Consider the following 21,459-nt stretch of genomic DNA (forward strand, 5'->3'; position numbering starts at 1 on the left):
ACGGGCGCTGCCAGCCGCCCGGCGCGGAGAGACGACGGCCAAGAAGAAGCCACCACTCACGGGGTCGCCGAATTCTCTACAGGACCGCGCCCACCGGATGCCGCCCGCCATGGGACCGATCACAGCGAATGCCGGGCACGAGGCCCGCATCCCCTCGCCGCGCTGCATATGGACTGCCCACTGCCCCACGGACGAACGCAGCGAGGGGCTCATCATCGCAAAGGAGGAGCACCATGCTTCACCAAGCCCCGAAAGACATGGCCGCCGTGAAGGCGTGCGCAACGATCCCCCGCGAGCCCCTCAAGCGCGCCAGCGCCCTTATGCGCAAGGTCATCGAGCGCCGGAACACCATTCCCGTGCTGTCTTATCTCAAGGTCGAGATCGCCCCCGGCCACGTGACCCTGTCTGGCACCGATCTCGATATCGAGCTGACCGTCGAGATCGAAGCCGAAACCGAAGGCGCGGCGACGTTCATGGTGGCCGAGCGCGTCTTCGCGGGATTTGCGCCCGGCGCAGCGGGGCCTGTGGTGATGCAACTCATGCCGGGCAAGGTCGCCCGGGATCAGGAGTGCATGGACCGGATCAGCCTGAGTGATGGCGAGACCTCGCTTACCCTCAACGCCCACATGCCTGCGGAAGAATTTCCGCACCTCAAGCCCAACGGTGGCGCCAAGGTGCAGCCCACCTTCACCCTCAGCCAGACCGAGGTCGTGCGGCTATTCAAGCTCGGGCGGCACTGCGTCAGCACTGAGCTGACCCGCTACTATCTAAACGGCACCTTCCTGACCACAAACCCGGACACCGGCACGCTGCGCGCCGTGACCACCAATGGTCACAAGCTGGCGCGCATCGACACGGAGGAGCCCGCTGACTTCGGCGCCTTGAAAGGGGATGATCGGAAAGGGCTGATCGTCGCAGCCAAGGCCGTCGACCTCCTGCTCAACATCGCCGGAAAGGGCGGGAACGAGCCGGTCGCGTTCAGCTGCGCCGAGTACTTCCTCTGCGCGGAGGTGGCCGGGACCACGTTGCGGGCAAAGACCATCGACGGCACCTATCCCGACTACACCCGCGTGATCCCGTCGCCGAGCGACAACCTGGTGGCACACTTGAGCGGGGCCGCGCTGTCCCGCATGGCCCGCGCCGCCAAGGTGATCGTGCCGCAGCTGGTCAATCCGGTGAAGCTGGACTTCGAGACGGGCCGTATCGGTTTCGACAACTCCCATTCCGACGATGGTGCGAGCTTCGTGATGCCGCTGCAGTGCCGCCTCGCGGAAGGCTGCAGCTCCAAATCGATCGGCTTCAACCTCGCTTACCTGCGCCAGCAGGGAGACATCACCCCGACTTTCAAGCTCAGCACCGCCGGCGAGGGCGAGCCTGCGCTGATCCATTCCGACGACCCCAACGCCCTGTGGGTCGTCATGCCCATGCGCCTGTGACCGGAGGGACCGATATGTTCGACGACAGCAAGATTCCGATGAAAGAGACAGATGCCGACCGCGAGGTGCGCGATGCCGCCTTCAGTGCGACGGGCGCCGAACTGAAGCAATTCATCGAGCAATTCGAACAGCTAGCGCTCGAGAAGAAGGAGATCGCCGACCAGCAGAAGGAGGTCATGGCCATGGCCAAGGGTCGTGGCTACGACACCAAGGTGATGCGCAAGATCATCGCCCTGCGCAAGCGCGACAAGAACGACATCGCCGAGGAAGAGGCGGTGCTCGAAATGTACAAAGCCACGCTGGGGATGGACTGATGCAGGACGTCCTTTCCGCACCCATCGCACCGCCGCCCTCCATGGGCGAGCACGCTCACCGCAAGTCGGCCGAACTGCCCCCGCTCAAGCCGCAAGGCACCGAGCGCCGCGAGCCGTTGCTGCCCGAGGGATGGTGGGTCGGCGTCCTGGTCTTCGCGATCATCGTCATCGGCGGCGTCTCTCTGCTCAGCTTTGTCCTTTCACTGCTCGCATCGGCGATCCGCTCCTTTTCGGAGGTCTACTGATGCGCGACACCTTCGACTTCCCCGAGCTGCCCGACCGCGCCCTCAACGGCCTGCCGCTGATCGTCGACAGCTTCGCCGGCGGCGGCGGGGCGAGCACCGGCATCGAGCAGGCGCTCGGCCGCGGGCCCGACATCGCGATCAACCACAACCCGGCGGCGCTGGCGCTGCACGCGGCGAACCACCCCGAGACACTGCACCTGTCCGAGAACGTCTACCGCGTCGATCCGCTCGACCATCTCGCGGCCAAGCACATCGGCCTCATGTGGTTCAGCCCGGACTGCAAGCACTTCAGCAAGGCCAAGGGCGGCAAGCCCGTGGCGCGCAACATCCGCGACCTCGCGTGGATCATCCCCGGCTGGATCGAGCGCATCCAGAAGAGCGGCGGGCGCGTCGACGTCGTGCTGATGGAGAACGTCGAGGAGTTCGCCGGTTGGGGCCCGCTGATCGAGACCGAGCGCGGCCTGATGCCCTGCCCCGACCGCAAGGGCGAGACCTTCGCCACCTGGTGCAAGGCTATCCGCAAGCTCAGCGGCAAGATCGAGCGCCGCGAGCTGCGCGCCTGCGACTACGGCGCGCCGACGATCCGCAAGCGGCTCTTCGTCGCCATCCGCTTCGACGGCCAGCGCATCGTCTGGCCAGCGCCGACCCATGGCGCGCCGGACTCGCCAGAGGTGATGGCGGGCAAGTTGCTGCCGTGGCGCACCGCGGCGGAATGCATCGACTGGTCGCTGCCCTGCCCGAGCATCTTCGCCACCAAGGCCGAGGTCATGGAAAAGCACGGCCTCCGCGCCGTTCGGCCGCTGGCCGACAACACCCTCGCCCGGGTGGCCAAAGGGCTTCGCCGCTACGTGCTCGACGCCGAGCGCCCCTTCCTGGTCAACCTGACCCACGGCGCACGCACCGAGGACCTCGACGATCCGCTGCGCACCGTGACCGGCGCGAACCGCGGCGAGAAGGCGCTGGTCACGCCCTCGCTGGTGAGCATCGCCCACGGCGACAGCGGCGGGCGCCGGGAATACCCGCTCACCGAGCCGCATGGCGTGATCACTGCGGGTGGCATCTCGCACGCCGTGGTCGCGCCCGTGCTGGCAAGCCTGAAGGGCACCACACGCCGCATGGGCCCCGTGGCGCAGCCTCACCCCACCGTCTGCGCCGAAGGCAACCACAGCGCCGTCGTGTCGCCGGTGCTGACCTACGCGCAGCAGGGCGGCCGCTGCCGGTCGATCAAGGATCCGCACCACACCATCTGCGCGAGCAAGAAAGACCAGAACAGCATGATCGCCGCGACCATGGTGCATGTCGGGAACGGCGAGCGGAAAGGCCAGGCGCCCCGCGCGCTCGACATCACCGCGCCGCTCAACACCGTCGTGGCGGGCGGCGTGAAGCAGTACCCGGTCGCGGCTTTCCTCGCCCAACAGAACAATGACGGGCGCGGCGTTCACCCGGGCCGCCCCGCTGGTGAGCCGATCTCGACCGTCACCAACTCGGGCAGCCACCAGACGCCCGTCGCGGCATGGCTGGCGAAATACTACGGCACCGGCGATGGCGCCCCCGCCACCGAACCCATGCACACGATTACCACCAAGGACCGGATCGTGCCCATGCAGGCCGAGCTCGCAGCTCCGCCCTTCGACGACACCCACGCGCCCCGCGCCCGCCAGGTGGCCGAGCTGCTGCGCCAGCACGGTCTCTGGGATGACCGCGAGTTCGTCACCCTCGAGATCGGCGGCACGTCCTTCATCATCGTCGATGTGGGTATGCGGATGCTCACCCCGCGCGAGCTCTTCAACGCGCAGGGCTTCCCGTCCGACTACGTGATCGAGGGCGTCTGGCACGAGCGTGGTGACGACTGGGACTTCGAGGCCTTCCCGAAGGACGTGCAGGTCTCCTGCGTCGGGAACAGCGTCTGCCCGCCGTTGGCCGAGGCGCTGGTGCGGTCGAACTGCGCGCACTTGGTCGAAGCTCAGGAGGTTGCGGCATGAGTATCTGTGGCAAACCAAAAACCCCGGAATGGGGCAAGATGTCCAAACCGGGGCGATTGGTGATGAAAAGGTACTGTCTTCAAGAAAGCGCCCTACCCCTTGGCTCCGGGAAAATTCCGGTATTTTGGCTCAGAGGGTCTTCGGACTCGTTAGTCCACTCACGGACTGACGTGACGCTGCATCGCGTCAGCCCGCATGTCGAGACCATTCAACCGAAAGTTGTTGAAAAAATTCGGCTCCTCAAGTGTAAAAAAACGGGGCCACAACATATTGAGGCGGCGGCTGTTTGGGCAACTAAAGGAATGCCCGCGATTGAAGCAGCATGACCTTGCTCTTCCACAAGGCTGACCTAGCCCGCAGCCCGACCGTGAAGCGCATGCACGTCGCCGACGCGGGGCATCTGCCCGGCGGCGCGCCCGGAATCCGTTTCGAATGCGGACAATGCGGCCATGACACCGGCTGGATCGTCGATCACTGGACGGTCGCCGAGAACCGACGCGGGCAACCGTGCCCGACCTGCAACCCCCACTCCACCTAACCTCGGAGGCACCATGGGATACATCCCGAGAATAGGCGTCGCACCCTGCCCGGGATGCCACAGCATCTGCGGAGGCCCGAAACTCCGCCATCGGTTCCGCTGGCGTACTGGGTTCTGGGTCAGGCTCGAATGCGCTTGTGGCATCGCCGGTGCATGGCAGCGGGACGAGACCGGCAACGTGCCGTGGAACATCGCCGCCAGAGGCTGGAGCCTCATTGCCGGAGACTGGCCGATGACCCCGCCACCACCGAAACCTTCCAGATAACTCCGGAGGCCGACATGGCCAGAACTCTTCTAACAAAGCGCCGCCTTCGGGCTATCGTCGAGGCACTCGACGCGCGTCTAGCCGGTGAAATTGACATCATAGACGAGCCGGACAGCCCGGAAATTCACGACTACGAAGCCGCCCGTGATTGGGCGGAAGACGAACTTTGCAGGCGCGAAAGCGCGCAGTCCAGCTAACCCCGGAGGCACTATGAAAGATCAACCGCACAAGCTGCCCCCGGCCGAGCTCGAAGTGATGGACTTCGCGCATCAGCTCACACCAGCCGAGTTCGACATCCTCGCCGAGCGCCGCCGGCAAATCATGCAAGAGGGCTGGACCGAGGAGCACGACAATCAGCACGATGGCGGCGAACTCGCCGAGGCGGCCGGCTGCTACGTCTGCTGCGCGCATCACGATTGGAGCTCCGCCGAGGTGCCGGCGGAATGGCCGTGGGCGCCGGAATGGTGGAAGCCCACTACGGCGCGGCGCGATCTGGTCAAGGCAGCCGCGCTGCTCATCGCCGAGATCGAGCGCCTCGACCGCGCGGAGGGATGCTGACATGGCACGCGCGCGCCCCTCCAGCGCCGCTGTCAAAAACGTCCTCGAGGCGCTGATGGCCTGCGGCATGGCACCTGGTACCGTCCGAGTTGGCTCTGACGGCAGCTTCACAGTGGAAGCCAAGGACAAGGGCGTAGAAGAATCTCGCACTTCGGGCCAAGCTGAACCCAAGCGCTGGGGGCACACGAAGGGATGAGCGACGTGCAGGTCAGGTTCAAGGGCTACGTGCCTGAGCGGTTGCCGAGTGGAGCAATCCGCCATCGGGTGCGCGTCGAGGGTAACCCGAAGCGCCGCATCGTGATCCCCGTTGGGCCCGAAGATCCCACCTTCAGCGAGCACTATTGGGCTGCGCGAGCGGGCCACACGATCGAGGTCGTGGAGAAGAAATCCTGTGCGCCGGCGACGTCTCTGGATGCGCTGATCGACGATTACCTGATTGCGCTCGAGGCGAAGGTCGAGGGCGGGGCCGCGTCAATTGCCACGCTGCGCCAGCGAAAGAGCCTCATGCTTCGCGCCCGGGAGGTCATCACCCCAGAGGGGGACCGTATCGGATCGCTGCACTGTGACCTGCCCCGCGAGGCCATGGTACACGTGCGCGATCACTGGGGCGCCCGCACCGCGCAGGCCGACAACTGCATCAAGGCCCTGCGCTCGGCCTATGAATGGGCACTGGAGAAGGGCCGCGTGCAGTCGAACCCGACGGCCGGCATCCGGCGTGTGCACCGAGGCAGGGGCGGGGCGGTACCGTGGACGACTCAAGACGTGAAGAAGTTCCTGGCGCACCACCCAGAGGGCTCGATGCCCCGGCTCTGGCTTATCCTCGCCCTCTTTACCGGGGCGCGCCGCGGCGACCTGACCATTCTCGGCCGCGGGCATGAGGTTCAGCGCGAAGGTATGACCTGGCTGGACTGGCAACCTGGCAAGAAGGGCAGCGCGCCGGCCAGCTTGCCCATGGCGCCGCAGCTGCTCGCCGCCACGCGCGGAATGACCGTGCAGGGCAAGACCTACCTTCTCGGCAAGCAAGGACGTCCCCTAGGCAGCCCGGATGTCTTGGGGAACAGCGTGTCTTGCTGGACCGCCGAGGCAGGCCTGTCCGATCGATCTTCGCATGGCCTGCGCAAGGCGCTGGGAGGACTTCTAGGGGAGTTGGGCTGCTCGGAGCTGCAGATCATGTCGATCCTCACGCACACGGAACCGACAACGTCCTCGATCTACACGAAGAGCGCCGAGCGGCGCCGGATGGCGCATGAGGCGATGAAGATGGTGGGCGGCCTAAAGCTCTGGTGATGCCCCAAAGTGTCCCACGCCAAATCAACGTGGGACAAAACGGAAAAAATTCGCAATAAAATCAATACTGATGCCCTGACTTGGTGGTTCGGCAAGAACCACAACACCCCCGACTGGGAGCAGACCGTCACCGGACCGTTCGACCGCTGGCCGACCGGCATGGGGTTCGACTATTTCTACGGCTTCAACTCGGGCGAGACGCACCAGTACTACCCGGTGCTCTTCGAGAACACCGTCCCGGTCGAGCCCGACAAGACGCCCGAAGAGGGCTATCACCTGATGACCGACATGACCGACCGCGCCATCGCGCGGATGAAGTTCGCCAAGTCGGTCGCGCCGGGCAAGCCCTTCTTCATGTATTTCGCCCCCGGCGCCATGCACGCGCCGCACCACGTCACCGCCGAGTGGCGGCAGCAGTTCGACGGTGCCTTCGACATGGGCTGGGAGGAGTACCGCAACCAGGTCTTCGCCAAACAGCTCGAGATGGGCATCCTTCCCGAGGGCACCGAGCTGACCCCGCGCCCCGACTGGGTGCCGGCCTGGGACACGCTCAGCGACGTGCAGAAGGAGGTCTATGACGACCTCATGGAGAACTTCGCCGGCTACTTCGCCTTCACCGACCACGAGGTCGGACGGCTGCTCTCGGCGGTGAAGGAACTGCCCGACGCCGACAACACCATGGTGATCTACATCGTCGGCGACAACGGCGCCTCGTCCGAGGGCGGGCCCGACGGCACGCTCAACGAGATCATGAACCTCAACGGCATTCCCTCGAACCTCGAGGATATCAAGGCCAACATCGACAAGCTGGGCGGGCCGGAATCCGAGCCGCATTACCCGGTCGGCTGGGCCTGGGCGGGCAACACGCCCTTCCAGTGGGTCAAGCAGGTGGCCTCGCACCTCGGCGGCACGCGCAACCCGATGGTGATCAGCTGGCCGGCGAAGATCCAGCACGACGACGCGCCGCGCACCGCCTTCCTGCACCTCGTCGACGTGGTGCCGACCATCCTCGAGGCGGCGCATATCCCGATGCCGCAAAGCGTCAACGGCGTCGAGCAGAAGCCGCTCGAGGGCGAGAGCTTCCTGTCGAGCTTCACCGACCCCGAGTTCAAGGGCCGCACCCAGCAGTATTTCGAGGTCTTCTCGAACCGCTCGATGTATGCCGACGGCTGGAAGGCCAATGCCCAGCACACCTTCCCCTGGCGGCAGGACTACGCGCCGGGCAATTGGGACAAGGACAAGTGGGAGCTCTACAACCTCGACGAGGATTTCTCCGAGGCCAACGACCTTGCCGCCGAGAACCCCGAGAAGCTGGAAGAGCTGAAGGCGATGCTTGACGAGGCCTTCGAGAAATACGGCGTGCTGCCGCTCGATGACCGCGGCTCGGCCCGGCTTGCCATCGCCAAGCCGCCGGTGCCGGGCGCGGTCGAGGGCAACAAGACCTTCACCTACTACGCGGGCGCGATCCGCATCGCCGAGCCCGCCGCGCCGCCGATGAAGAACCGATCCTGGACGCTGACCGCCAAGGTCGACACCGAGGGCGCCGGGACCGAGGGCGTGATCATGGGCTTCGGCGGCGTCGCCGCGGGCATGTCGCTCTATCTCGATGCCGGGGTGCCGATCTTCGACTACAACCTCTTCGAGAAGCACACCGAGGTGAAGGGCAGCGAGCCGCTGCCCGAGGGCGAGGCCGAGATCACCCTCGACTTCGCCTACCAGGGCGCCGAGGGCGAGGCCGGCAAGGGCGCCGAGATCACCCTGTCGGTCAATGGCACCGAGGTGGCGACGGGCTCGATGGAGTCGACAGTCGCGGGCCGCTTCGGCATCGACACCTTCGGCATCGGCGAGGACAGCGGCCAGCCCGTCACCTCGGCCTACCAGCCGCCGTTCAAGTTCACCGGCGGGATCGAGAGCGTGGTTGTCGAGGTGCAGTGACGGCGCCCGTCCCGGAACCTTGCCCGTAAAATTGCCGCCCGCCGTACACCACGGCGGGCGGCATTCATTTTCACTGCGCCAGGATCGAGCTCGGCGCCGTGCCCTCGTTCAGCCAGGCCTCGAGCGGGGTCATCGGGTCGAGCGAGGACCAGTTCACCCCGCCGGCGCCCGGCAGGATGCCGCAATGGTCGAGCCCGGGCACCATGAAGAGCTTCACGTTCTCCGCCAGCGCCTCCTCACCCCCGGCCAGCTCGGAAGCCTGCTCGTACCACTCGATGGTCTTGTAGGGCGTGACGATGGAATCTGCCCAGCCGTGGTAGACGATCATCTTGCCGCCCGCCGCGCGGAAGGCCGCAAGATCCGGGCTGTCGCCGTTGTAGACCGAAGCCGCCGTCGCCATGCGCGCCGGGTCCGTCTCGAAGTCGAAGGAAAGCGGCGAGTAGTCCGTGCCGGGATCCTCGGCAAAGGCCATGTGGCGGGTGAAACCGGCGTTGAAGGCGGCAACAAGGTTGCCCGCGCCCTGCCCGTTCCCGGTCAGCCAGAGCCACCAGAAGGGCTCGGACCCCTCGGGGATGCCGCCCGGATAAAGCTGCTTGCCCGACGCATCGCGCGGGCCCTGCCGCCACTTGGCCAGCGTGCCGAGCTGCGCCTCGCTGAGGCCGATGCCGGAGTAATCCACCTCGCAGGCGCGCGGGTCGGCGATCAGCCCGTCCTCGGTGCCGTCGGCCGCGTCGCATTGCTCGATCACCGCCGCGCCGATCTTCGCCGCCTCGTCGGGCCCGAGGATCTGGCTGCCGTCCGCCGCGGTATTGGCCTGGATCACCCAGGACATCGCGGTGCCGACGAGCCCGGTGTAATCCATCGCCGGCGCGCCCGAGATGATGCCGTCGAACATCTCGGGGTAGCGCTGCGCCGCGACATGCGCCATGCGCCCGCCGGTGGAGCAGCCCTGGAAGATCGCCTGGCTCGCGGAGGCGCCGTAGAAGGCGTCGATCATCACCTGCGCGACGCGGTTGGTCTCGCCGATCGAGCGCCAGCCCCAGTCGCGCTCGGCGTCGGGGTTGCCCTGCGCCCAGCTCGCCTCGGTGACCGCGAGCGCGTGGTGGCCGCTGTCCGAGGTTGCCGTGGCATAGCCGCGCTGGAGCCCGGGACGCATGGCATTGACCCAGGACTCGCCGGTGTCGGCCCGGCCGAGGATGCCGCAGAACCCGCCGCAGCCCGACTGGTAGAACTTGCCGTTCCAGCCCGACATCGGCAGCCGCACCTCGATCGAGATCGCCGGCAGCGCCGTGGCGCGCACCTCGCAATATTGCGGCAGCCCCTCGGGGCTCATCACCCGCGCCGAGGTGACGAAGCCGCCGGAAAACACCGTGTCGCGCAGCGCGCTGCAGGCCTCGGGCGTCGGGTCGGCGTAGCAATAGGACGCGCTGGCCAATAGCGCCAGCGTCGCGGCTCTGATCTTCATGGAAGTCCTCCCTCTTCTCTCCCATAAGGAGATTTGCGGGTAAGGACTTCCATCTCAAGTATTTACTGCCCGCGCCGCCCGGAGATGCCGCAAGGTCACGCGTCGCTCAGGCCAGCCCGTCCTCCAGCACGCAGCTTTCCAGCACCCTGCCCTCGAAGGGATCGACCAGCCCGACGTCGCTGAGCCGCGGGCCCGGGTTGCAGACCAGCGAGGCGCCGAAGAGCGCCTTGAACACGAGGTAGGGCGGTTGCCAGCCGACCAGCCCGTCGAGCGTGGCGCGCAGCGCGGCAAAGCTCTCGGCGACCTCGGCCAGCGGCGCGTCGCTGATCAGCCCCGCGATCGGCAGCGGCAGGCAGTGCAGCGCCTTGCCGCAGGCGGCGACGGCGACACCGCCCCCCGCCTTGCGCACCGCGTTGGCGGCGGCGGCCATGTCCTCGGGGCGGCGGCCAAAGACCGTGAGGTTGTGGCTGTCATGCGAGACCGTGGTGGCAAAGGCACCGCGCCAGTCGCCCCAGCTCTCGAGGAAGGCGACGCGCATCGGCGTGTCCGCGCCGTGGCGGTTGACGATGCCCATGCGGATCATGTCCTCCGGCAGCACCAGCCCGCCATCCTCGACCGCCACGCGCCGCTCGCCCCAGACCGGGAAGCGCGGCTTGCTGAGCGTCGCGATCCGCGCGAAGGGCCCCCGCGCCGGGACCTCGAAATCCTCGGGGCGCACCGCATCCAGCCGCATCGTCGCGCGCAGCGCGGCGGGGACATGGGCGGGCTTGGGCTCCTCGGTGAGCCTGCCGTCCCGCGCGACCAACGCGCCATCGGCGATCACCGCCGCGGCGCGCACCTCCGCGACGTCCGCGAGCAGCACGAGGTCGGCGCGGCGCCCCGGCGCGACGAGGCCGAGGTCGGGCCGCCCGATCCGGCTCGCGGCATTAAGCGTCGCGGCGCGGTAGGCCCAGAGCGGCGGCAGGCCGCAGGCGATCAGCATGCGGATCACCCCGTCGAGCCCGCCCTTGCGGAGAAGGTCATCGGGGAAGATGTCGTCGGTGCAGAGCGTCACCGTCTGCGGCATCTCTCCAAGGCCCAGTAGCGCCTCGGCGAACCCGGGCAGCAGGTGCTCGTGCGAGCCGCGCAGCTCGATGGTGAACCCGGCCTCGAGCTTGGCGAGCAGGTCGTCCGCGCCAGTCAGTTCGTGGTCCGTCTCGACCCCGGCGGCGGCAAATCCCGCGAGGTCGCCATCCGTCAGCCCGCGCGCATGGCCGCAGACCCGCTTGCCCGCGTCGAGCCCCGCCTGCACGATCCCGGCGACGCGCGCGTCCCCCTCGAGCAGCGGGCGCATGGTCATCAGTTCGGCCGCGCCATGGGTGTCTTCGCGCGCCAGCCAGCGCGCCACGGTCTCGGGGGTGAAGTCGCCGCCGCTGGTCTCGTAGCCGGGGGCCGAGGGCACGCAGGTCGGCACCAGCGGCAGCAGGCGCAGCGGCAGGCCCCGGGTCGCGTCGCAGGCATAGCCGAGCCCGTCCTCGCCCGAAACGTTGGCCAGCTCGTGCGGATCCCAGAGCGCGGTGGTCACCCCGCGCGGCACCACGGCGGTCGCGTATTCGGCGGCGGTGATCATCGAGCTTTCCACGTGCATGTGGCTGTCGATGAAGCCCGGCACGACGGTCATGCCGCGCGCGCTGATCCGCTGCGTGGCGGGGCGCGCGGGATCCGGCGCGTGGACGCTGGCGATGAGCGGGCCGGTGACGCCGATGTCGGCCTTGCGGCTGCGGCCGGTCACCATGTCGAGCACGGTGCCACCCTCGATCAGCAGATCGAACGGCGCCTCGCCGCGCGCGGCCTTCACCGCCCGCGCGCGCAGCGCGGGGTCGTTGAGATCACTCGGAAAGGCCATGCGGCGCCTCCTGTCGCAGCGCGTCGAGGCAGAGACGCGCGATGTCTTCCAGCGGGGTGAGCGGCAGGCGGGTGAGCCCCTGCGGATCCGCGGCGAAGCGCGTCGCCCCGTAGCTCTCGTCCCGCGCGGTGGAGACGGTCAAATTCTGGCGCTCGAAGGCGAATGCTTCGGGGCGCACCATGGCGAGCGCGGCGACCGGATCGTAGATCGCCATGCCCGGGCGGCCGCGCTTCAGACCGATGTCGAGATAGCCGCCCAGCAGGTCGGCGGTGAGAGGATCGGTGTCCGGCATGTCCTCGGGGCCGAAGGTCGCCTGCCGGCAGATCATCAGGTCGATCACCTCGAGCGGCAGCCCCGCGTCGGCGACGATGGCCGCGGCCTCGGGATCGCAGAGCGCGTTGAACTCGGCCAGCGGCGAATGGTTGCCCGGCCCGTTGCTGCCGCCCATCCAGACCAGCCGGGTGATGCGCGCGGCGGCCTCGGGGAAGCGCTGCACCAGCAGCGCGATATTGGTCAGGGGTCCCAGCGCGAGCACCGGGCGCGGGCCGTCCTGCATCAGCCACTCGGCCAGCGCCTCGACCCCATCGGCGGGCGGCTGCGGGCCGTCCACGTCGGGAAGGAAGCGGCCACGGCTGTCCATGCCCTTCTCGCCGAGGATCGCCTGCGCGGTCTCGACCTCGCGCACCAGTGCCCGCTCGGCCCCGGCGTGCAGCGGGGCATCGAGCCCGTAGGCCTTCGCCGCGCCGAGCGCATTGGCGATGACCTGCGGCAGCGGCGCATTGCCGGCGACCAGCGAGATGCCCTCGACCACCGCGCCGTGGCGGCGCAGCAGCAGCAGCGCCCAGAGGTCGTCGAAGCCGTAGTCGGTGTCGACCCAGAGCCTCATGCCGCAAGGCCCCGCGCGGTCGAAAGCGGCAGGTCGAAGCGGATGGTCTGGCCCAGCGGCACCTCGGGCAGCGCGATGGCGGCGTCGGCCTTGATCGGGCCGAGCGCGGAGTCGATGACATATTCGCGGTGTGCCCCGGCGAAGCTGCAGGCGGCGACGCGGCCCTCGTGCGGGCCGCTGCCCACGGTCACCGCGTCCGGGCGCCATGCAAGGATCGGGCTTTCCGGGCGGGCCTCCAGCGGCAGGCGGCCCTTCGGCGTGACCACCTCGCTGCCCTCCACCTTGAAGATGTTCTCGAAGCCCATGAATTCGGCGGCAAAAGCCGTCTCGGGCCGGGCGTAGAGATCGGCGGGCGTGCCGAGCTGCTCGATCCTGCCATCCTTCATCAGCACGATGCGGTCGGCGAGCGCCAGCGCCTCGGCCTGGTCATGGGTGACGAAGACCATGGTGATCCCGGTCTCCTTCTGCACCCGCTGCAACTCGGTGCGCATCTCGAGCCGCAGCCGCGCGTCGAGGTTCGAGAGCGGCTCGTCGAGCAGCAGCACCTTGGGCCGCATCACCAGAGAGCGCGCCAGCGCCACGCGCTGTTGCTGGCCACCCGACATCTCGGCGGGCTTGCGCTTCTCGAAACCGGTCAGGCCGACGGTCGCCAGCCCTTCCTCGGTGCGCGACCTGATCTCGGCCTCGGGCAGTTTCTGCAGGCGCAGGCCGAAGGCGACGTTCTCGAAGGCGGTGAGATGCGGGAAGAGCGCGTAGCTCTGGAACACCAGCCCGATGCCGCGCTTGTTGGCGGGCACGCGGGTCACGTCGCGCCCGTCGATGGTGATGGTGCCGCCGGTGGGCGCAAGCAGCCCGGCGATCGAGCGCATGGTGGTGGTCTTGCCGCAGCCGGACGGGCCAAGGAGCGCGATCAGCTCGCCCTCGCGGATCGACAGGTTCAGGGTCGGGACGGCGACCGACTTGCCGTAGCTGAGGGTGAGGTCGGTGAGTTGGACGAAGGCGTCAGACATAGCGAGAGAATCCCAGCAGGCGTTCGGCGGTGAAGACGATGGCGAGCGACATGAAGGCGAGGAGCGCAGAAAGCGCGGCGACGGAGGGATCGAAGGTGATCTCCATGTAGGCGAGCATGTCGATGGGCAGGGTGCGGACGCCGGGACCGGAGAGGAACAGCGAGACCGGCACCTGGTTGAAGGAGGTGACGAAGCCGAGGATGAAGGCGGCGAGCACCCCGCCCCGGATGTTCGGCAGCACCACCTTGGTGAAGGCCTGAAGCCGCGAGCAGCCGAGCAGCACGGCGGCCTCTTCCATGTCGGCGCGCAGGTTGGTCATCGACGAGGAGACGACGCGCACGGCATAGGGCAGCACCAGTGCGGTGTGGGCCATGAAGAGCGCCACGGTCACGGTGATCCCCGTCGGCACCACGATGTAGCGCAAGAGCGCAAGGCCGACGATGATGCCGGGGACGATGATCGGGGCTGCGACGATGGTGCGCAGCGTCTCGGCCCCCGGCAGGTCGTAGCGGTTGAGCGCATAGGCCGCGGGCACCCCGAGCAGCAGCGCCGCGAAGGTGCCGAAGACCGCCAGCGCCATGGAAAGCGCAAACGAGGCACGGAAGCTCTCGACGGTGAAGACCTTGAGGTACCACTTGAGGGTCAGCCCCTCGGGCGGGAAGGCGAGGTAGTCGGTGGCCGAGGCCCCGGCCAGAATGATGATCAGGAATGGCCCGATCAGGAAGGTGAGCGTCAGGCCCAGGATGGACCAGTTGGCGAGATGGCGCATGTGGTCAGCTCCGGGCGGTGGCGATGCGCTTCAGCAGCAGGTTCGCCGAGAAGGACATGACGATGAGGATCATGGCGATGACGCTGGCCGAGACGAAATCGTTGGACACGTTGACCCGCTGGTAGAGCAGCGTCTCGAGCATCAGCACCTTCGAGCCGCCGAGGATCGCCGGGGTGATGTAGGCGGTGAGCGCGCCGGTGAAGACCAGCGTGCCGCCGATGACGAGACCTTCCTTGGTGAGCGGCAGGATCACCTTGAAGAAGACCGCGAACCAGCTTGCCCCCAGCACCCGGGCGGCGGGGATCACGTCGCGCGGGATGTTCTCCATCGCCGAGACGAGGGAGATGATCATCAGCGGCAGGAAGAGCTGCAGCAGGCCAAGGAAGACGGCGGTCTCGGTGAAGAGCAGCCGCAGAGGCGTGTCCGAGAGGCCGAGCCCGGTGATCGCCTCGTTGACGATGCCGGTACGGCCGAGGATGACGATCCAGGCGTAGGTCCGGGCGACGGGCGAGATCATCAGCGGCAGCACCACCATGCCGAACACCTTGCCGCGCGACTTCGGGCCGAGGTTCACGATGCAGAAGGCCGCGGCATAGCCGATCACCGCCGCCGTGCCCGCGACCAGCACGCCGAGCTTCAGCGTGCGCAGGAAGACCGTGCGGTTGAGCGGCGTGGAGAAGAAGTCGATGTAGCCCTGAAGCGACCAGCTGCCGCCCGCCCGGAACGCTTCGGAGAGCAGGATGCACACCGGCACGAGGAAGAGCAGCGTCGAGAAGATGGCGGCCGGAAGGGCCAGTGCCAGCCCTTCGCGCGTGTTGCGAAACATGGTGAGAGATCCCGTCTGTCTGGAGCCGCGTCAGAGGCCGTGAGGGGAGCCATGGGCACCGAGGAGGATTCGGCGCCCATGGCAGGAGGCGCTGGGGCGAGACCGCCCCGGCGCGATTACTGGATCACCTCGGTGTTCCACTGCTCGACCCAGCCCTCGCGCTTGTCGAGAACTTCGGCGGCCGGAAGGATGTTCAGGTTTTCAATGACATCCGCGCCGTAGGTGAGGTTGTCGGCGGCCTCGGGGCTCAGCTCGACTTCCTTGTTGGCAGGGCTGTCCACCAACATCTCGCCGATCTTGGTCTGCACCTCGGTCGAGAGCCAGTAGTCCATGAACTGGTAGGCCAGATCCTCGTTGCCGTTGCCCTTGGTCATGACCATCACGTTCATGCCGCCGGCCTGGCCTTCCTGGGGCTCGGCCCAGGCGAAGGGCAGGCCCGCGTCCTTGAAGCTGGCCCAGGCAAAGCGGCCCACCGGCGCGGCGATGACTTCCTGCTGGTTCATCAGCTGCACGAGCTCGGACGAGCGCGAGTAGAAGGTCACGATGTCCGACGCGTGCGCGCCGATCTCCGAGATGACCGGGCCGAAATCATCCTCGTGCCCCAGCGCCTTGCCGAGCATCATCAGGGTGAGCGGGCCCTGCGTCGTGGTCACGTTGGGCAGCGCCACCTGGCCGGCCAGTTCCTCGCCCAGCAGGTCGCTCCAGCTGGAGATGTCGACGAGGTCCGAGCGGTAGACGATCGAGGTCGCGTAATAGGTGTAGCCGACCGCCATGTTGTCGCCGACCGGGTCCTTGGCGCTGGCGTAGAGCTTGTCGAAGTTGCTCAGCCTGGCGCTGTCGAGCGGCTGGATCAGGTCCTTGCGGGCCAGCGCCAGCGCGTCCTGGGTCGAGATCACCGCCATGTCGATCACCGGGTCGGCGGCATTGGCCTCGATCTTCGCCATGCGCTCGACGCTGTTGCCGGTCTCGACGACCAGCTTGCAGCCGCAGATCGCCTCGAAGGGATCGTAGAGCGCTTCCTTGTACTCGTCCTGCGCGAAGGAATAGACCGAGATGGTCAGGGTCTTGTCTTCCGCATGGGCGGCGGTGCCGAGCGCGCTGGCAAGCGCGAGGATCGAAAGTTGGGTCTTCATGGCAGTCTCTCCGTGTTGGTCGGGATCTTGGGTCTCGTGTCGGTGCGCGGCGCGGCGGTGGAGGCGCGCGGCACCAGCCGCATCGGCACCGCGTGGCCGGTTTCGGGACGCTCGGCCCCGGCGATGAGGCCGGTCAGCACCTCGAGCGCGTAGTCGGCGATGGCGCTCACGTCCTGCGCCGTGGTGGTCAGCGCCGGGTGCATGGCGGTGGCGAAGGGCAGGTCGTCGAAGCCGGTGAGGCTGACGTCACGTGGCACGCCGAGTCCGGCCCGCGCGAGGTGCGAGAGCGCGGCCAGCGCCAGCAGGTCCGAGGTGGCAAGGATCGCCGTGGCGCCCTGCCCGACCCGCTCCGGCAGCGCGGCAAGGCCCGCGTCACCCCATTCAGTCTCGACGCCCGCATCCGCGCCCAGCCCCTCGCGCATGCCGCGCATGCGGTCCTGCTGCACGTCCGACACGCGGTCGCCGCCCAGCAGCACGACGTTGCGGTGGCCGAGCGCGCGGACATGCGCGCCGATGAGGGCGCCGCCGCCGACGTGGTCGGCCGAGACGGTGTTGCGCGGATCGCGGGCGGTGTTGATCGTCACCATGGGCAGGCCCGGCGCCTCGGGCGAGGTGCCCTTCTGCGGCACGATCACCACCCCGTCGACGCCGCGCCCGACAAGCTGGTGCAGCGCCTCGTTCTGGCGTGCCTCGCTGCCGCGCGAGTCGGCGATGAGGATGCCCAGCCCGCGCGCCTCGGCGGCGATCGAGAGGTTCTGCGCGATGCGCGGGAACAGCGGGTTGGTGAGGTCGGGCATGACAAGGCCGAGGATGCCGCTCTGCCCGGTCTTCAGCGCGCGGGCGGCGTTGCTCGGCCGGTAGCCCAGTTCCTCGGCGCGGGTGCGGATGCGTTCGGCCAGCTCCTTCGAGACCCGCCCCTTGCCGGTGAGCGCGTTCGAGACCGTGGCGGCCGAAACCCCGATGTCCTGTGCGATCTGCTTGATGCTGGCCATGCCGTTCCCTCTTTGATGAAACGATTAATCAGCGCGATTTCCCGCGGTCAACTTTTAATTAATCGTTTAATCACCGTCAAAGCGCTTCGGCCGGGCAGTTGCACAAAAATCAAGCATCGGCGCACCGGCGGCGGCGCGAGCGCTGGACCCTTGCTGCACGGAGCGGTTGAGGGACGCAAAGCGCTCCTGACGCGGGCCCGCGTCAAACCGCCCTGCCCCGAGACGCGGATTGCGCTGGCGAAACTGGCCAAAAGCTTTCAAAATGAGACGGATAGGCGCGGAGTGCGGCGGCACATGACGACAGGGCAAATGCAGGTCGGGCACGGAGAATCATCGGCGGAGGGCGTGATCACGCTGTCCGGCCCGCTGACCGTGCACGAGGTCGCGGATCTGCACGCCGAGCTGTCCCGGGCGCAACGCGCCTCCACCGTCGACCTCTCGGGGGTCTCGCGCATCGACACCGCCGGGGCCTGGGCGCTGGCCGAATTCGAGCAGCGCGTCGGCGCCTCGGGCGGCGCGCTGAGCTTCCGCGGCGCCAGCGACGGGGCGATGCTGCTCCTCGACACCGTGCGCCGCGCCATGCCCGTCCCGGAGACGCCTGCGCCTGCGCCGCGCGGCATCCGGGCTCTGCTCGAGGCCACCGGGCGGCGCGTCATGGGCGGCGCGCTCTTCCTGCGCGGCCTGCTGGAATATCTCGGCATGTTCATCGCGGGGCTCGCCCGCGTGCTGATCCACCCGCGCGAGTTCCGCTTCACCGCGCTCGTCGCGCATTGCGACGACGTCGGGCTGCGCGCCGTGCCGATCGTGTCGCTCATGGCTTTCCTGATCGGCGTGGTGCTGGCCTTCCAGGGCGCGACGCAGCTGCGACAGTTCGGGGCCGAGGTCTTCGTCGTCGATCTCATCGCCATTTCGGTGCTGCGCGAGCTCGGCATCCTGCTCACCGCGATCATCGTGGCGGGCCGCACCGCCTCGGCCTTCACCGCCGCCATCGGCTCGATGAAGATGCGGCAGGAGATCGACGCGATGCGCACCCTCGGGCTCGACCCGGTGACCGTGCTCTTCGTGCCGCGCATCCTCGCGCTGCTCTTGATGCTGCCGATCCTCGGGCTGATCGCCGACATCATGGGGCTTTTCGGCGGCGCGCTCATGTCGTGGATCGAGCTCGGCATCTCGCCCTCGATGTTCCGCACCCGGCTGATCGCCGACACCGACATCAGCAACGTCATCGTCGGTCTGGTGAAGGCGCCGGTCTTCGCGGTGATCATCGGCGTCGTCGGCTGCCATGCAGGGATGCAGGTGAAGGGCGACGCGGAATCGCTCGGGCGGATGACCTCGAGCGCCGTGGTCACCGCGATCTTTGCGGTGATCGTGGCCGACGCGCTCTTCTCGATCTTCTTCGCCGAGGTGGGGCTGTGAGCGCCCCCGCCCCGCGCGAGGTGCTGATCCGCGTGCGCGGGCTGCGCACCCAGTTCGGCAGCCACGTGGTGCATGACGGGCTCGACCTCGACGTCTACCGCGGCGAGGTGCTGGGCGTCGTCGGCGGCTCGGGCACCGGCAAGTCGGTGCTGCTGCGCGCCATCACCGGGCTCGAGCGGCCGGCAGCGGGGCAGATCGAGGCCTTCGGCACCGAGGTGCTGACCGCCTCGCCCGAGGAGCGCAGGCGCCTCGACGAGCGCTGGGGGGTGATGTTCCAGGACGGCGCGCTCTTCTCGTCGCTCACCGTGCGCGAGAATGTCGAGGTGCCGCTCGGCAAGGTGCCGGGCCTGCCCCCCGCGCTGCGCCGGGCGCTGGCTGATCTGAAGATCTCGCTCGTCGGGCTGCCCTACCGCGCCGGTGATGCCGCGCCCTCGGACCTCTCGGGCGGGATGCGCAAGCGGGCCGGGCTGGCGCGGGCTCTGGCGCTCGATCCCGAGATCGTCTTTCTCGACGAGCCCACCGCCGGGCTCGACCCGATCGGCGCCTCGGCCTTCGATGACCTGATCAACACGCTCAGCACCTCGCTGGGCCTGACCGTCTTTCTTGTGACCCACGACCTCGATACGCTTTACGCAACCTGCGATCGGATCGCGGTCCTGGCCGAGAAGCGGGTTCTGGTCACCGGCACGCTTGCCGACATGCTGACGGTCGATCACCCCTGGGTGCAGGACTATTTCACCGGACCGCGGGCGCGCGTGGCGCGCGATGCGGTCGAGACCCGCGAAAAGGCTGACTGACCATGGAAACCCGCGCAAACTACGTGCTTGTCGGAGCCTTCGCCATCGCGGGCTTCCTCGGGCTGCTCGGCTTCCTGCTGTGGTTCGCCAATGTCGAGCTCGACCGGCAGTTCGACTATTACGACATCGACTTCCCGTCGGTGTCGGGCCTGTCGGTCTCGTCCGAGGTGCGCTTTGCCGGCCTACCCGTCGGGCAGGTGGTGGGGCTCGGCCTCTCGCCCGCGCATGACGGCACCGTGCGCGTGCGCGTCGAGGTCGCCGCCGGCACGCCGGTGCGCAGCAACTCCGTCGCGACGATCGAGGCGCAGGGCGTGACCGGCGTCGGCTATGTCGGGATCAGCGCGGGCAGCCCCGGCGCGCGGCCGCTGTCGCAGCAGGACGGCGGCGGCGTGCCGATGATCGAGGCCGGGCAGTCGGCGCTGCAGTCGCTCACCGAGTCCGCCCCCGAGATCCTCGACGAGACCCTCGCCATGGTCCGCGAGCTGCGCCAGATGCTCGGCGGCGACAACAGCCAGCGGGTGCAGAACATCCTGCAGAACGTCGAGCAGGCCTCGGCCGACTTCTCGCTCGCGCTCGAAGATTTCGCCAACGTGACCGGCGCCGTGTCCGGCTTCGCCTCCGAGATCGACCGGTTCAACACCAGCATCGACGGGCTCAGCAAGGACGTGAGCGGCGTGCTGACCGAGGCGCAGGACACGCTGCGCTCGATCACCGCGCTGTCCGAGGAGGCGCGCGGCTTCGTCGCGCAGGGCACCGGCACGGCCAAGGTAGCCGAGGCCTACATCACCGAAAGGCTCGGCCCCGCCACCGAGCAGCTGCAGGGATCCGTGGCCGAGATCGAGACCCGTTTCGCCGCGCTGAGCGACCAGGCCGGGACGCTGGCGAGCACCTTCACCGAGACCGGCAGCGCCGCCACGGCGCGGCTGACCGAGGCGCAGCAGACGCTCGCCCGGGTCGATGCGCTCATCGAGGAGTTGTCCCAGACCTCGCGCAGCGTCGATGGCGCGGCGCAGCGGCTCGACGGGCTGCTCGCCGGGGACACCGCCGCGCTGGTGGCCGAGCTGCGCAGCGCGACGACCGAGGCGACGGCGCTGATCCGCGGCTTCGGCGACAGCCCCGCCCAGCTTTCCGCCATCTTCGAGGACATCCGCACCGCCACGCGCTCCGCCGCGCAGACCATCGAGACCGTCGGCACCGATCTCAGCTCGGCCTCGGGGCAGCTGGACGGGCTCGCCGGTCAGGCCTCCGACACGCTCGAGGCCGCCCGCACGACCTTTGCCGCCGCCAACGAGACGCTCGCGGCGATCAACGGCACGCTTGCGACCGGCGACCGCGCGCTCTCGGCCGCCGAGCGCGCCTTCGACGGGGCCGACAAGGTGATCAACGAGGACGCGCGGCAGATCACCGAGCAGCTGCGCCAGACGCTGGCCGGGCTCGAGACCGCGATCGGCGAGGTCTCTGACGAAATCCCTGGCATCACCCGCGAACTGCGCGACGCCAGCCGTTCCGCCGCGGCCGCCTTCGCGGGGCTCGAGGGCGCGGTCGGCGACGCACGCCCGGCGCTGCGCGACTTCACCGCCTCGGCCCTGCCCCAGTTCGCCCGGCTCGCCGCCGAGGCGCGGGCGCTGATCGACAACCTCGACGCGCTGACCACGCAGCTGCGCCGCGATCCCGGCCGCTTCTTCCTCGACGACCGTGCCCCCGAATACCGAAGGTAACG

Annotated in this window: 21 protein-coding genes; 13 read left to right on the forward strand and 8 right to left on the reverse strand. The window is 68.3% G+C overall.

What is annotated here, in order from left to right; all coding sequences use genetic code 11:
- The first annotated feature begins 233 nt into the window (after positions 1 to 233).
- From PVT71_RS14685 to PVT71_RS14730, 10 genes are all read left to right on the forward strand, one after another.
- Complete coding sequence (locus tag PVT71_RS14685; RefSeq protein WP_353474812.1) at positions 234 to 1,436, forward strand: hypothetical protein; 1,203 nt, start codon at positions 234 to 236, stop codon at positions 1,434 to 1,436.
- A gap of 38 nt (positions 1,437 to 1,474) precedes the next feature.
- Positions 1,475 to 1,750 (forward strand): DUF2312 domain-containing protein, encoded by a 276-nt coding sequence (locus tag PVT71_RS14690; RefSeq protein ID WP_353475544.1) that lies wholly within the window; start codon positions 1,475 to 1,477, stop codon positions 1,748 to 1,750.
- Positions 1,750 to 1,995 (forward strand): hypothetical protein, encoded by a 246-nt coding sequence (locus PVT71_RS14695; RefSeq protein ID WP_353474813.1) that lies wholly within the window; start codon positions 1,750 to 1,752, stop codon positions 1,993 to 1,995. The genes PVT71_RS14690 and PVT71_RS14695 overlap by 1 nt, the downstream gene beginning before the upstream one ends.
- Positions 1,995 to 3,977 carry a DNA cytosine methyltransferase gene (locus tag PVT71_RS14700; protein WP_353474814.1) on the forward strand — a complete coding sequence of 661 codons (1,983 nt, stop codon included), beginning with the start codon at positions 1,995 to 1,997 and terminating at the stop codon, positions 3,975 to 3,977. The genes PVT71_RS14695 and PVT71_RS14700 overlap by 1 nt, the downstream gene beginning before the upstream one ends.
- Entirely contained in the window at positions 3,974 to 4,303 is a 330-nt protein-coding gene (locus tag PVT71_RS14705) for a hypothetical protein (protein ID WP_353474815.1), read from the forward strand. The genes PVT71_RS14700 and PVT71_RS14705 overlap by 4 nt, the downstream gene beginning before the upstream one ends.
- A complete protein-coding gene (locus PVT71_RS14710) occupies positions 4,300 to 4,515 on the forward strand; it encodes a hypothetical protein (RefSeq protein ID WP_353474816.1) in 216 nt (71 codons plus the stop codon). The genes PVT71_RS14705 and PVT71_RS14710 overlap by 4 nt, the downstream gene beginning before the upstream one ends.
- Before the next feature lie 279 nt (positions 4,516 to 4,794).
- Complete coding sequence (locus PVT71_RS14715; RefSeq protein ID WP_353474817.1) at positions 4,795 to 4,977, forward strand: hypothetical protein; 183 nt, start codon at positions 4,795 to 4,797, stop codon at positions 4,975 to 4,977.
- Positions 4,978 to 4,990: 13 nt separating this feature from the next.
- Positions 4,991 to 5,338: a hypothetical protein gene (locus tag PVT71_RS14720; protein ID WP_353474818.1), complete on the forward strand. Its 348-nt coding sequence runs from the start codon at positions 4,991 to 4,993 to the stop codon at positions 5,336 to 5,338.
- Positions 5,339 to 5,530: 192 nt separating this feature from the next.
- Positions 5,531 to 6,625 carry a tyrosine-type recombinase/integrase gene (locus PVT71_RS14725; RefSeq protein WP_353474819.1) on the forward strand — a complete coding sequence of 365 codons (1,095 nt, stop codon included), beginning with the start codon at positions 5,531 to 5,533 and terminating at the stop codon, positions 6,623 to 6,625.
- Positions 6,626 to 6,634: 9 nt separating this feature from the next.
- The gene (locus PVT71_RS14730) at positions 6,635 to 8,560 is read left to right on the forward strand and encodes a sulfatase-like hydrolase/transferase (RefSeq protein WP_353474820.1); all 1,926 of its coding nucleotides are present in this window, start codon (positions 6,635 to 6,637) and stop codon (positions 8,558 to 8,560) included.
- A gap of 70 nt (positions 8,561 to 8,630) precedes the next feature.
- Here the strand turns inward: PVT71_RS14730 and PVT71_RS14735 are convergent, their stop codons facing one another.
- The 8 genes from PVT71_RS14735 to PVT71_RS14770 form a co-directional block, all read right to left on the reverse strand.
- A complete protein-coding gene (locus PVT71_RS14735) occupies positions 8,631 to 10,025 on the reverse strand; it encodes a tannase/feruloyl esterase family alpha/beta hydrolase (protein ID WP_353474821.1) in 1,395 nt (464 codons plus the stop codon).
- 106 nt (positions 10,026 to 10,131) lie between these two features.
- The gene (locus tag PVT71_RS14740; protein WP_353474822.1) at positions 10,132 to 11,910 is read right to left on the reverse strand and encodes an adenine deaminase C-terminal domain-containing protein; all 1,779 of its coding nucleotides are present in this window, start codon (positions 11,908 to 11,910) and stop codon (positions 10,132 to 10,134) included.
- On the reverse strand, positions 11,894 to 12,796 hold the full coding sequence (locus PVT71_RS14745; RefSeq protein WP_353474823.1) for a nucleoside hydrolase: 903 nt from the start codon (positions 12,794 to 12,796) through the stop codon (positions 11,894 to 11,896). Before PVT71_RS14745 ends, PVT71_RS14740 begins: the two co-directional genes overlap by 17 nt.
- Positions 12,793 to 13,806 (reverse strand): ABC transporter ATP-binding protein, encoded by a 1,014-nt coding sequence (locus PVT71_RS14750; protein WP_353474824.1) that lies wholly within the window; start codon positions 13,804 to 13,806, stop codon positions 12,793 to 12,795. Before PVT71_RS14750 ends, PVT71_RS14745 begins: the two co-directional genes overlap by 4 nt.
- Entirely contained in the window at positions 13,799 to 14,575 is a 777-nt protein-coding gene (locus PVT71_RS14755; RefSeq protein WP_353474825.1) for an ABC transporter permease, read from the reverse strand. The genes PVT71_RS14750 and PVT71_RS14755 overlap by 8 nt, the downstream gene beginning before the upstream one ends.
- A gap of 4 nt (positions 14,576 to 14,579) precedes the next feature.
- Positions 14,580 to 15,401 carry an ABC transporter permease gene (locus tag PVT71_RS14760; protein ID WP_353474826.1) on the reverse strand — a complete coding sequence of 274 codons (822 nt, stop codon included), beginning with the start codon at positions 15,399 to 15,401 and terminating at the stop codon, positions 14,580 to 14,582.
- 116 nt (positions 15,402 to 15,517) lie between these two features.
- A complete protein-coding gene (locus tag PVT71_RS14765; protein WP_353474827.1) occupies positions 15,518 to 16,534 on the reverse strand; it encodes an ABC transporter substrate-binding protein in 1,017 nt (338 codons plus the stop codon).
- Complete coding sequence (locus tag PVT71_RS14770) at positions 16,531 to 17,526, reverse strand: LacI family DNA-binding transcriptional regulator (RefSeq protein ID WP_353474828.1); 996 nt, start codon at positions 17,524 to 17,526, stop codon at positions 16,531 to 16,533. Before PVT71_RS14770 ends, PVT71_RS14765 begins: the two co-directional genes overlap by 4 nt.
- 294 nt (positions 17,527 to 17,820) lie before the next feature.
- Here PVT71_RS14770 and PVT71_RS14775 point away from each other — a divergent pair, with 294 nt between their 5' ends.
- Genes PVT71_RS14775 through PVT71_RS14785 form a run of 3 tightly spaced genes read left to right on the forward strand, consistent with a single transcriptional unit; the run spans position 17,821 to position 21,457 of the window.
- Entirely contained in the window at positions 17,821 to 18,942 is a 1,122-nt protein-coding gene (locus PVT71_RS14775) for an MlaE family lipid ABC transporter permease subunit (protein WP_353474829.1), read from the forward strand.
- A complete protein-coding gene (locus tag PVT71_RS14780) occupies positions 18,939 to 19,739 on the forward strand; it encodes an ABC transporter ATP-binding protein (protein WP_353474830.1) in 801 nt (266 codons plus the stop codon). Before PVT71_RS14775 ends, PVT71_RS14780 begins: the two co-directional genes overlap by 4 nt.
- A gap of 2 nt (positions 19,740 to 19,741) precedes the next feature.
- Positions 19,742 to 21,457 carry an MlaD family protein gene (locus PVT71_RS14785; protein WP_353474831.1) on the forward strand — a complete coding sequence of 572 codons (1,716 nt, stop codon included), beginning with the start codon at positions 19,742 to 19,744 and terminating at the stop codon, positions 21,455 to 21,457.
- Positions 21,458 to 21,459: the final 2 nt, after the last annotated feature.

The sequence above is a fragment of the Salipiger sp. H15 genome (genome assembly GCF_040409955.1).
GTDB lineage: Bacteria > Pseudomonadota > Alphaproteobacteria > Rhodobacterales > Rhodobacteraceae > Salipiger.